This window comes from Pedobacter sp. GR22-6, from assembly GCF_037402555.1.
GTDB lineage: Bacteria > Bacteroidota > Bacteroidia > Sphingobacteriales > Sphingobacteriaceae > Pedobacter.
In genome coordinates this window covers 1,622,641-1,633,589 of record NZ_JBBEUC010000001.1, presented here as the reverse complement: position 1 = coordinate 1,633,589, position 10,949 = coordinate 1,622,641, and the positions used below count along the sequence as shown (strand labels likewise).

12 protein-coding genes and 1 pseudogene are annotated in these 10,949 nt (G+C 44.1%); all 13 read left to right on the top strand.

The window, feature by feature from the left end:
• Positions 1-706: pseudogene (locus tag WAE59_RS07635) on the top strand (hypothetical protein); the annotation flags it as partial.
• Positions 707-981: 275 nt separating this feature from the next.
• A complete protein-coding gene (locus WAE59_RS07630) occupies positions 982-1,881 on the top strand; it encodes a MerR family transcriptional regulator (protein ID WP_337855348.1) in 900 nt (299 codons plus the stop codon).
• Positions 1,871-3,373: a phytoene desaturase family protein gene (locus WAE59_RS07625; RefSeq protein ID WP_337855347.1), complete on the top strand. Its 1,503-nt coding sequence runs from the start codon at positions 1,871-1,873 to the stop codon at positions 3,371-3,373. Before WAE59_RS07630 ends, WAE59_RS07625 begins: the two co-directional genes overlap by 11 nt.
• 1 nt (position 3,374) lies before the next feature.
• Positions 3,375-4,211, top strand: coding sequence for a phytoene/squalene synthase family protein (locus WAE59_RS07620; RefSeq protein WP_337855346.1), 837 nt, complete (start codon positions 3,375-3,377; stop codon positions 4,209-4,211).
• Positions 4,208-4,711: a hypothetical protein gene (locus WAE59_RS07615; RefSeq protein ID WP_337855345.1), complete on the top strand. Its 504-nt coding sequence runs from the start codon at positions 4,208-4,210 to the stop codon at positions 4,709-4,711. Before WAE59_RS07620 ends, WAE59_RS07615 begins: the two co-directional genes overlap by 4 nt.
• Positions 4,708-5,229, top strand: coding sequence for an isopentenyl-diphosphate Delta-isomerase (gene idi, locus WAE59_RS07610; RefSeq protein WP_337855344.1), 522 nt, complete (start codon positions 4,708-4,710; stop codon positions 5,227-5,229). The genes WAE59_RS07615 and idi overlap by 4 nt, the downstream gene beginning before the upstream one ends.
• A 4-nt stretch (positions 5,230-5,233) precedes the next feature.
• A complete protein-coding gene (locus WAE59_RS07605; RefSeq protein ID WP_337855343.1) occupies positions 5,234-5,707 on the top strand; it encodes a sterol desaturase family protein in 474 nt (157 codons plus the stop codon).
• Entirely contained in the window at positions 5,704-6,408 is a 705-nt protein-coding gene (locus tag WAE59_RS07600; RefSeq protein ID WP_337855342.1) for a lycopene cyclase domain-containing protein, read from the top strand. Before WAE59_RS07605 ends, WAE59_RS07600 begins: the two co-directional genes overlap by 4 nt.
• A gap of 9 nt (positions 6,409-6,417) precedes the next feature.
• Positions 6,418-7,215: a HipA family kinase gene (locus tag WAE59_RS07595; protein ID WP_337855341.1), complete on the top strand. Its 798-nt coding sequence runs from the start codon at positions 6,418-6,420 to the stop codon at positions 7,213-7,215.
• Positions 7,193-7,582, top strand: coding sequence for a DUF3037 domain-containing protein (locus WAE59_RS07590; protein ID WP_337855340.1), 390 nt, complete (start codon positions 7,193-7,195; stop codon positions 7,580-7,582). The genes WAE59_RS07595 and WAE59_RS07590 overlap by 23 nt, the downstream gene beginning before the upstream one ends.
• Positions 7,583-7,618: 36 nt before the next feature.
• Complete coding sequence (gene epsC / locus WAE59_RS07585) at positions 7,619-8,431, top strand: serine O-acetyltransferase EpsC (protein WP_337855339.1); 813 nt, start codon at positions 7,619-7,621, stop codon at positions 8,429-8,431.
• A 1-nt stretch (position 8,432) separates the two neighbouring features.
• The gene (gene cysM / locus WAE59_RS07580; protein WP_337855338.1) at positions 8,433-9,305 is read left to right on the top strand and encodes a cysteine synthase CysM; all 873 of its coding nucleotides are present in this window, start codon (positions 8,433-8,435) and stop codon (positions 9,303-9,305) included.
• Positions 9,306-9,433: 128 nt separating this feature from the next.
• Positions 9,434-10,927, top strand: coding sequence for a tagaturonate reductase (locus WAE59_RS07575; RefSeq protein ID WP_337855337.1), 1,494 nt, complete (start codon positions 9,434-9,436; stop codon positions 10,925-10,927).
• The last annotated feature ends 22 nt before the right edge of the window (positions 10,928-10,949 follow it).

The following is a 10,949-nucleotide window of genomic DNA, read 5'->3' as shown; positions in this document are numbered from 1 at the left end:
CTGTCATGCTTTAGATGCCAAGTCTCTGGGGCCATCCTTTAAAGCAGTTGCCCTAAAATACAAAGGCAGTAAAACTGCAGAATCAGCACTTACTAAGAAGGTGATCAATGGCGGTTCCGGCGTCTGGGGCGATGCGATGATGCCTGCGCATTCCTCAATGCCAGTAAGTGAAGTCAGCTCTATTGTAAAATACATCCTAAGCCTGAGCCAAAAAGCCCCGGCCAGCAAAAACCTGCCTGTAGTAGGAAGCTACACAACGAATGTAAAGCCAGACCAAACCAATAAAGGCACATTTATATTCCGTGCCGCCTATAAAGACCGCGGGAGCAAATTTGCCCCTGCGCAATCCGGAGAAAACATTGTGGCACTGCGCCATCCAAACATTCCGGTGAACAATACCGATGGCTCCAGAGAGATGGATTTCAATAAAGACAGAACCCTGGCTGTATCCAAATCCGCAGGCGCTTTCCTACATATGAAGGAAGTAGACCTTACAGAGCTCAAAGGTATAGAGTTTGCTATAAACGGAGAGCCCAAAGGAAGCATCGAAATCCACCTGGACTCGCCAACAGGCCCTATTATCGGAAAGACTGAAGGCACTTCCGCAATTGCCAATCTGCAAGCCACAAAAGGCAAGCGAAACCTGTGGTTTGTATTTTCTGAAAAAGGCAGCCAGGTAAGTGCTCTCAGAATGTTAAGTTTATAGTACAAATGGTTGATGGGTTGTTTAGGTGAGTCTCTTGACCCGCCTGAACAACCTATTTTTTTGGCTTCCCATACAGTAGCGTCAAAATCTTACATCTTCCTGAATTGCCTCTTTAGCGTATTGCGTACGCCTTTTGCCGCTCGAAAGTCGTACAGTAGACGGAGAAGAGACGGAGCGGAGCTGGAAAAGAGCGAAACTCATGTGTAACAAATTTCTGAAGGAACTAGGTTATGGCCTTATTTTTGTCTAGATTTAAAAAAATAAATCTAGACAAAATGAAGTATTCGATATCAGATCTTGAACAGCTGTCGGGTGTGCAAACGCATACCATCAGGATCTGGGAGCGAAGGTATCATGCTTTGGAACCATTACGTTCGGCAGGAAATACACGCTTTTATGATGACCAGCAACTTAAACGCTTGCTAAACATCGTGGGACTGAACGAGCGTGGTATGAAAATTTCCCAGGTCTGTGCCTTATCCGATCAGGAAATGACCAGGCTATTGGAAGAACAGCTTAGCCAGGCGATATCTCTCGATACTCATTTTGAGTATTACATCTCTCAAATGCTGCGCCATGGCATGGCCTATGATGAACATCACTTTGACGCCTTGATCACAGAATGTATAGCTGAGTATGGACTGGCCAAATCTTATAAATGGGTGATCTATCCGTTATTGGTCAGACTTGGTCTCATGTGGCGGCAAGATCATATTTGTCCGGCCCAGGAACATTTTATGTCCAACATTTTAAGGCAAAAACTCTACAAGGCAATAGACGAACTCCCCATCAGATCATCCTCCGCGAATACTTGGCTGTTGTTTCTTCCGGAAGATGAAGGTCACGACATCGGTTTACTTTTTGCGCATTATGTACTGAAAGCAGCTGGACAAAAAGTAATTTTCCTCGGGAGCAGAGTACCTCTAACCTCGCTTGAAGATGCCATGAAGAATGAAAGTGTTACACAACTCTTGCTATTTATGATACGTCCCAGGCCAGTTTCCGAAGCCAATTCCTATCTTACTGAACTTGGCAACAAGTTTAGTCATGCCAAGATCCGACTTGCGGGCAATGGAAAATTAATTAAGGACCTGAAACTTCCGGCTAATGTCAGTTGGTTTCAATCCATCGAAGAATTTGAACACATCATCAGCACCTTGATCAATGCCAATTAATGCAAATAAAAAACAACAAGACCTGGCAGTTATAGGCGCAGGTTTTGCGGGCATCAGCGCTGCGGCTTATCTGGCCAAAGCTGGCTATAACGTAGATGTCTATGAGAAAAATTCAAGTGCAGGGGGGAGAGCTAGGCAGTTGAGTACGGATCAGGGCTATACCTTTGACATGGGCCCGAGCTGGTACTGGATGCCAGATGTCTTTGAAAAATTCTTCAATGACTTTGGATATAAGGCCAGTGACTTTTATGAGCTGGAGCTATTGGATCCTGGATTTACCGTCGTTTTCCCAGAACAGGAAGTGATGGACATTCCCGCCGACTTTGAAAGCCTTTGCAATCTATTTGAAACGATAGAAGCAGGTAGCTCAGCTAAACTCAGACAGTTTTTGGCCGGTGCCGAATTTAAATACAAGGTCGGTGTAGAAAAACTGGTTTACAAACCCGGACTTTCTGTACTCGAATTTGCGGACATGGATTTGATCAGGGGTATGTTTAAGCTCCAAGTCTTTACATCATTCAGCAAACACGTAAAGCAATATTTCAAACATCCCAAGCTCATTGCACTTATGGAATTTCCTGTGTTGTTTTTGGGTGCAACTCCAGAAGACACTCCGGCCTTATATAGTTTGATGAACTATGCCGGACTAAAACTGGGAACCTGGTACCCAAAAGGGGGATTTGGAAAGGTAATCGAAGGAATGAAGAAAGTAGCAGAGGCACAGGGTGCAAAGTTCCATTTCGACGAGCCTGTAGTGCAATTTGTGGTTCATAACCAGAATATCACTGAACTCATTTCCAGTAAAAAAACCAAAAGCTACGCAGGGCTGATTGCAGCGGCAGATTATCACCACGTGGAAGATAAATTACTCGGCCAGGACTATAGGAATTATTCCGAGGAGTATTGGGACAAACGTGTGCTGGCGCCTACCTGTCTGATATTTTATTTGGGTATCAGCAAAAGGGTACCACGGCTCAATCACCACACTCTTTTCTTTGATGAAGACCTCAAGCAGCATGCGAAGGAGATCTATAAAGAGCCACAATGGCCGTCAAAACCTTTGTTTTATGTTTGCTGCCCTTCGAAAACAGATGACAGCGTAGCGCCAGAAGGATGTGAAAATCTATTTGTACTGATGCCGCTAGCTGTGAATGTAGAGGACAATGAGGCATTGCGGGAACAGTATTTCGAAGTAATTATGCAGCGACTAGAAGACTACTGCGGCACAGCGATCCGGCAATTCATCAAGTACAAGAAAAGCTATTGCCTAAGCGATTTCGTTTCGGATTACAATTCCTACAAAGGGAATGCCTATGGGCTGGCCAATACCCTGATGCAAACTGCTAACCTGAAACCTTCCTTAAAAAACAAAAAAATCGCTAACTTGTGTTATGCAGGTCAGCTTACCGTTCCTGGTCCGGGCGTGCCGCCCTCCATTATATCCGGCAACGTAGCCGCAAACCAATTGATCAAACACCTAACCACTACCTGATATGAAAGAGCTATTTGACCAGTTATCTGCCGAATGCAGCAAGATCACGACCCAGCGCTACAGCACCAGTTTTTCCTTAGGCATCTACTTTCTGCACAAAAAAATGCGCGAACCAATTTATGCAATTTATGGCTTTGTGAGGCTGGCTGATGAGATTGTAGATAGTTTTCATGATTTCGACAAGAGTTATTTATTGGATAAGTTTAAAAAAGATTGTTTTGAGGCTATTGAGCAGCGAATCAGCCTGAATCCTGTACTGAATTCTTTCCAAAAGGTGGTAAATGCTTACCAGATCGAAAGAGAATTGATAGATTTGTTTCTGCAAAGCATGGAAATGGACCTTAAACAACACGAATATACCCCTGAAAAATATGAGCAGTACATTTTGGGTTCTGCCCAGGTGGTAGGACTGATGTGCCTGAGGGTATTTACAGAAGGCGATGAGCGGAGATATGCAGAACTCAAAGATTCTGCAATGAAATTGGGATCTGCCTTTCAGAAGGTCAATTTTCTGCGTGATGTGAATGCTGATTTCAATCACCTGAGCCGGACGTATTTCCCGAATGTAGACCTGACCTCATTTTCCAATCTGGAGAAACAGTTGATTGAACAGGAAATAGAGGAGGAATTTAAAGCGGCACTAGCGGGCATTAGGCAATTGCCACCCGCTGCCCGCAGTGGTGTGTATCTTGCCTATATTTACTACAAGGAACTGTTCAACAAGATCAAAAATGCCAGTGCGGAAAAAGTAATGTCCAAGCGGATCAGGATCTCCAACGGCCAAAAATTTAGCCTGATGTTCGATTCGATGATTCGGTACAAAATGAATGCAATATGAAGGTTTTGCTTTCCTTATTGATTTGCTTTATAAACCTGTATGTATATTCAGATGAAGCTAAAGTACAGGATTTAAGGAAGCTCTTTTATGCTGCCGAAAACAGCAGAACAGCCTATCAGAAGCTGGCCGCATCTGTAGCCGGCATTGATACTAAATCGGCACCCATATTAGTTTGTTATAAAGGAGTGACAGAAATGATGGCAGCAAAGTATACCCTAAACCCCTTCAGCAAGATGAGTAGTTTTAGAAAGGGGAAGTCACTGCTCGAAAAAGCTGTGAAGCAGGATCCCGAGCACCCGGAAATTCGTTTTCTGAGGTTTTCGGTGCAAACCAATCTTCCTGGCTTTCTGGGTTATGATGAGCATATACAGGAGGACAAACAGGCATTGCTGAAGCAGCTCCCAAACATAGAAGATAAAGATTTGAAAAATAAGGTAATACAATACCTTTCCTCATCTAAATATTGCAGTGAAGAGGAAAAGAAAAATATAGCGAAATGACAGAAAATGTAATACTCGTAGATACCCAGGACAAGGAAATAGGTACCATGCCCAAACTGGAGGCACACCTTGAAGGCTTGCTTCACCGTGCATTTTCTATATTTATCTTCAACAGTCAGGGCGAACTACTGCTTCAACAGCGCGCATTGGATAAATACCACTCGGGTGGTAAATGGACCAATACCTGTTGCAGCCACCCAAGACCTGGTGAGGATACTTTGACGGCCGCCAATCGCAGACTGCGGGAGGAAATGGGCATGAATGCGGAGCTTTCACATGCCTTTAGTTTTACTTACCAGGCAGATTTGCTGGACGGACTGACGGAGAACGAATTTGATCATGTGTATTTTGGGATCAGCGATGATGCCCCGGTGATGAACCCGGAAGAGGTAGCCGACTATAAGTACTTAGACATGAGCGCCTTATCAAATGATATAGAGAACTGTCCTGATGACTACACTGCCTGGTTAAAAATTTGTTTCAACAGGGTAATGGATAAATACCCCCAATTATTTTAGAAAGATGAACCATTGGATAATCAATTTTTTGATCGTGTTTGCCACTTTCATCGCGATGGAAGGAGTGGCCTGGCTGGCGCATAAATACATCATGCACGGCTTATTATGGAGTCTTCACAAAGATCACCATAAAAAAGAGGGAGATGGTTTTCTGGAGCATAATGACTTCTTCTTTATCATCTTTGCCATCCCTGGAATCCTAAGCCTTGCACTGGGATCTTTTTACGGTTATGAGCACCTGCTATGGGTGGGGGTAGGCATTATCGTCTATGGTCTGGCATACTTCCTTGTGCATGACATTTTCATTCATCAGCGGTTTAAAATATTCAGAAATGCCGACCATTGGTATTTCAAGGCCATACGGAGGGGGCATAAAATGCACCATAAACATACCGGCAAAGAAGACGGAGAATGTTTTGGTATGCTTTGGGTACCACTGAAGTATTTTTTGGAAACGAGAAAGAAGGGTAAAGTATGAAGTTTACCTATTTGCTGATTGATTTTTTCACGATCATCGTTCCTTTTATTTTTTCTTTTCACCCGAAACTCAACTTTTACAAGACCTGGAAAGCTTTTTTTCCTGCGGTGCTGATCACTGGTCTGGTTTTCGTCCTTTGGGACATTTACTTCACTTCCATAGGTGTATGGGGTTTTAATAAACAATACCTGATTGGCAGCAGAATCGGTAATTTACCTGTCGAGGAAGTCTTATTTTTTTTATGTATCCCTTATGCCTGCGTATTTACCTACCATTGCCTGGATCTTTTTATTAAAAAAGCGATGAGCGCATCGTTAGAGCGGATGCTTACTCCGGCTTTTATCGTTGCATTTGCCATTACCGGGCTATTGTCAACTTCGCAGATCTACACCTGTGTTACTTTTTTGGGTCTTTCGGTGCTCTTGTTTCTTGCTAAGTATGTCTTGAAGGTCGGCTGGCTGGATAAATTTTATGTGATCTATGCTGTACTGCTTTTCCCTTTTACCATTGTGAACGGCTTGTTGACGGGTACGGCACTTGAAAATCCGGTGGTCTGGTATAATGAGTCCCAGATCTTTGGCCTGAGGCTACTTACGATCCCGGTAGAAGATGTCTTTTACGGGATGGCACTCATCTTATTGAACCTGCTCATTTATAAACACCTCATTAGGCGAGCAGATAAACTGAGCGGGAAATTGTAGCTTTGACGCATGAATTATAGTCCACCACAATTCAGAACGGTTAACGTGACGCGCTATGTGACACCATTACGCGAAGGCGGTTCGATGCCGGCAATCGCCGAGGCAGATGATGATTTCCTTTATGTGTTGAAGTTTCGCGGTGCGGGGCAGGGTCTGAAAGCACTGATTGCAGAGATCATTGGCGGTGAGATTGCCAGGGCATTAGGTTTTAAAATACCGGAGTTGGTATTCGCCAATTTAGACGAAGCCTTTGGGCGCACAGAGCCTGATGAAGAGATTCAGGATTTACTGAAAGCGAGTGTGGGCCTGAACCTTGCACTGCATTACCTGTCCGGTTCCATCACCTATGATCCTGCAGTAACGACTATAGATCCGAGACTGGCTTCGGAAATTGTCTGGATGGACGCCTTACTGACGAATATGGACCGCACGCCAAAAAACACCAATATGCTGCTCTGGCATAAGGAACTCTGGCTGATCGACCATGGGGCATCCCTCTATTTCCACCATTCGATGCACAACTGGGAAGAGCAGGCTAAAAGACCGTTTGCATTGATCAAAGACCACGTCCTGTTGCCCCAGGCTGCAGAACTGGAAGCAGTGGATTTAGCCTTTAAAGCCATCCTAACAGACGAGCTCATTGACGCGATCGTACAAATTATTCCCGCGGAATGGTTAGAGGAAACTTCCGATGATGAGGGAGGTGAAGCGCGTCGTGAGATTTACGCACAATTTTTGAAAACCAGATTAGCCAATTCAGACATTTTTGTAAAAGAAGCACAACATGCAAGAACAACACTTATTTGAGTACGCTGTTCTGCGTGTAGTACCCCACGTGGAGCGTGAAGAATTTATTAATGTTGGTGTCATATTATACTGCGCCAAACAGCGCTTTCTAAAGACTTTATACCATGTCGACGCCCAACGCTTGAAAGCAATTTGTGCGAAGATAGACCTGGAGGAGATTGAAGCTAACCTGCATTCCTTCCAAAGAATCAGTAACGGTGAAGGCGGTAGTGGCCCTATTGGTCAGCTGGATATGCCATCGCGCTTCCGCTGGCTAACGGCAACAAGGAGCACTGTGGTTCAGACTTCAAAGGTGCATCCTGGCTTCAGTAAGGATGCAGGTCATACGCTGAATAGATTGTATCAGGAATTGGTTTTATTGCCATAATTTCATTCCTTTATGGTTTAAACAAAACCAAGAGCAATGAACGAGGAGTTTTATCTTCATATTTATCATAAACAGCACCAAATAGAGGCCGTCCCCTCCAATCAGGAAATTGCAGATTGGGCCATGAGCCTGATGAACGTGTTGTATCCTGAGCGGTTGACTACACCAGACTATTCCCTCAACGAGATCAAAAGGATACTGGACCGGCAACAAAAAGCATTGGTCATGTTGTTGAACTCAACCAAGGTATGCGAGCATTACGATAATGAAGCGATAGCGGCTTCATTCTTCGAAGGCTTACCCGAGCTGTACCGTAAGATGAACACTGATATCAGTGCTATCCTGGCTGGAGATCCGGCAGCAAAAAGCGAATTTGAGATCATCAGGAGTTATCCTGGTTTTCTGGCTATTGCACTTTACCGGATTGCACATGTCCTGCTTAATGCCAATATACCGATCATACCCAGGATATTGACGGAGTATGCACATTCCATCACCGGCATAGATATCCACCCGGCCGCCCGCATTGGAGAATACCTTTTTATTGACCATGGCACCGGTATTGTGATTGGTGAGACGACCGTCATTGGAGATCATGTAAAATTGTACCAGGGCGTCACTTTAGGAGCACTTAGTGTAGAGAAATACATGGCAAACACAAAAAGGCACCCTACGATAGAAGACCACGTCATCATCTATTCAGGAGCTACAATCCTGGGAGGAGATACGTTAATTGGTGCAAATAGCACTGTCGGCGGAAACGTCTGGATCACCAAAAGTGTACCGGCGAACTGCACAGTTTATCACCAATCGACCATTAAAGTTATTGAAACTAAACAACCAGATTAGCATGGGAAATATCATTGAATGCGTAGGAAATACCCCTTTGGTAGAAATACAAAAGCTTAATAAGAAGGCGGGGGTGAAGATATTTGCCAAGCTTGAAGGCAATAATCCTGGCGGCAGTGTAAAAGACAGGGCGGCGCTAAATATGATCCGCAGTGCCATGGAGCGAGGGGAAATCCAAAAAGGGACGCGCCTCATTGAAGCCACGAGCGGAAATACCGGAATTGCACTAGCGATGATCGCCAGCATCTATGATTTGGAAATTGAGCTCGTGATGCCTTCAAATTCTACACGTGAACGTACATTGACTATGGAAGCTTTTGGTGCCAAGGTGACTTTACTGGATTCTATAGAAACCTGCAGGGATTATGCGGAAGAAAAGGGTACTCAGCCGGGGTATTTCCTGTTGAACCAATTTGCCAATCCCGACAACTACCTGGCGCATTACAAAACTACAGGACCGGAGATCTGGAAGGATACCGAAGGGCAGATTACTCATTTCGTCAGCTCTATGGGAACTACCGGAAGTATTATGGGAAATTCCATGTACCTGAAAGAACAAAACCCGAATGTACAGATTGTAGGATGCCAACCGACAGAAGAATCTTCTATTCCCGGAATCAGGAGGTGGCCGGAAGCTTACCTGCCAAAAATATTTGATGCCAGCAGGGTAGACCGTGTGATGGATGTTTCACAGCAGGAAGCTACCGAAATGGCACGCAAAATGGCGAAAACAGAGGGAATATTTGCAGGGATGAGCAGCGGGGGAGCAATGGCCTGTGCATTGCGACTTGCCGAAGAGCTGGAATCCGGCCTCATCGTATTTATAGCATGCGACCGTGGTGACAGATATCTGAGCAGCGATTTGTTCGGATAATTGTTTTTTAACTTTAAAGCTTTAAATTTAGCTTTTACAACGATAACGATTGCGTAAATAATTTCTGCCGGAAATAATTATTAATTACAATAATTATGTAGAATTGTTTTAGACACCATAAATTTTGTATGAGCATATCTAAAGTATTTTTAAAGAATATAAAGAATGAAAACGTTATCATTCCGGCACAGTCACTTTTCAATTTGCCGGAGAAAGTATTGCAATTTGGCACAGGCGTACTGTTAAGGGGCCTTACTGATTACTTCGTAGACAAGGCCAACCGGAATGGCACATTTAACGGCCGTATCGTGGTCGTGAAGTCGACCAGTAAAGGTGGAACTGCTGAATTTGATCAGCAGGACAGCTTGTATACCATTTGCGTCCGTGGAATCCAAAATGGACAAAACGTAGAAGAAAACATCGTTTCATCCGCCATTAGCCGTGTACTTACGGCTGACACCCAATGGGAAGATGTCTTAAAAGCAGGAGCAAATGCAGAGGTAAAAGTAATAGTAAGCAATACTACAGAAGTTGGCATCCAACTGGTACAGGAGCAAATCAATGCTGGTACACCCTCTTCTTTTCCTGCAAAATTATTGGCGGTACTTTACCATCGCTACCAGGCACTGGGCGACAGGACGAATGCCGATATCGTAGTCATAGCCACTGAGCTTATTCCTGACAATGGAAAAAAACTAGAAAGCATTGTGCATGAACTTGCAAACTACAATGAACTGGAACCAAGTTTCCTTTCCTGGTTGAAGGCCCATGTGTTTTTCTGCAATTCATTGGTCGACAGAATCGTACCAGGAAGACCTGAAGGTTCTACTCTAGCTAAAATTGAAGATGAACTGGGTTATGATGACCAGCTTTTGCTGGTTGCTGAGCCTTACCGTTTATGGGCTATTGAAGGAGACCAGCGCGTGTCGGAGCTCCTTGATCTGGAATCTTCAGATGCAGGAGTGATCGTAAAACCAGATATAGAGATTTACCGCGAGTTGAAAGTGAGACTATTGAATGGCACACATACATTATCCTGTGGAATTGCACAATTGTCGTGCATAGATACCGTAGCCAATGGTATGGCCGATGATGCGATCAGAACTTACATCAGCAATGTGATGAAAAATGAGATCATCCCTGCGATTCCCTATGAAGTTCCGGGAACTGAAGCCATGGATTTTGCTGATGCTGTGCTTGATCGCTTTGCCAATCCATATATCGAGCATCTCTGGATCAACATCACATTCCAGTACACGATGAAGATGAAGATCAGGATCTTACCTGTTTTGTTCCAGTATTACAAAATCAACAACAAAGTACCTGCAGACATTGCGTTCGGTTTTGCTGCTTTCCTGCTGTTCATGCGTACTGCAGAAGCTTCGGGCAATCAATATTTTGGCAATTACAGGGGTAATACCTATCCGATCAATGATGATCAGGCCGCTTATTTCAGTGACAAAACCAAAGTAGAAGACGCAGATTATGTCCGCATTGTACTTTCAGAAGAAAGCCTATGGGGAGCAGACCTTTCCCAGCTCAAAGGATTTGTAGAAGCTGTAGACCAACATTATCAATACATTTTAACCCATGACATCAAAAAAGCTTTAATCAGCATTTAAACCAACAAAACACACAAAAACC

Excerpts from the sequence above, each read along its gene's own strand:
- epsC (WP_337855339.1), top strand. The coding sequence starts at position 7,619 with ATGAACGAGGAGTTTTATCTTCATATTTATCATAAACAGCACCAAATA.
- WAE59_RS07600 (WP_337855342.1), top strand. The coding sequence starts at position 5,704 with ATGAAGTTTACCTATTTGCTGATTGATTTTTTCACGATCATCGTTCCT.
- WAE59_RS07590 (WP_337855340.1), top strand. The coding sequence starts at position 7,193 with ATGCAAGAACAACACTTATTTGAGTACGCTGTTCTGCGTGTAGTACCC.
- WAE59_RS07595 (WP_337855341.1), top strand. The coding sequence starts at position 6,418 with ATGAATTATAGTCCACCACAATTCAGAACGGTTAACGTGACGCGCTAT.
- idi (WP_337855344.1), top strand. The coding sequence starts at position 4,708 with ATGACAGAAAATGTAATACTCGTAGATACCCAGGACAAGGAAATAGGT.
- WAE59_RS07575 (WP_337855337.1), top strand. The coding sequence starts at position 9,434 with ATGAGCATATCTAAAGTATTTTTAAAGAATATAAAGAATGAAAACGTT.
- WAE59_RS07605 (WP_337855343.1), top strand. The coding sequence starts at position 5,234 with ATGAACCATTGGATAATCAATTTTTTGATCGTGTTTGCCACTTTCATC.
- WAE59_RS07620 (WP_337855346.1), top strand. The coding sequence starts at position 3,375 with ATGAAAGAGCTATTTGACCAGTTATCTGCCGAATGCAGCAAGATCACG.
- WAE59_RS07615 (WP_337855345.1), top strand. The coding sequence starts at position 4,208 with ATGAAGGTTTTGCTTTCCTTATTGATTTGCTTTATAAACCTGTATGTA.
- WAE59_RS07630 (WP_337855348.1), top strand. The coding sequence starts at position 982 with ATGAAGTATTCGATATCAGATCTTGAACAGCTGTCGGGTGTGCAAACG.
- WAE59_RS07625 (WP_337855347.1), top strand. The coding sequence starts at position 1,871 with ATGCCAATTAATGCAAATAAAAAACAACAAGACCTGGCAGTTATAGGC.
- cysM (WP_337855338.1), top strand. The coding sequence starts at position 8,433 with ATGGGAAATATCATTGAATGCGTAGGAAATACCCCTTTGGTAGAAATA.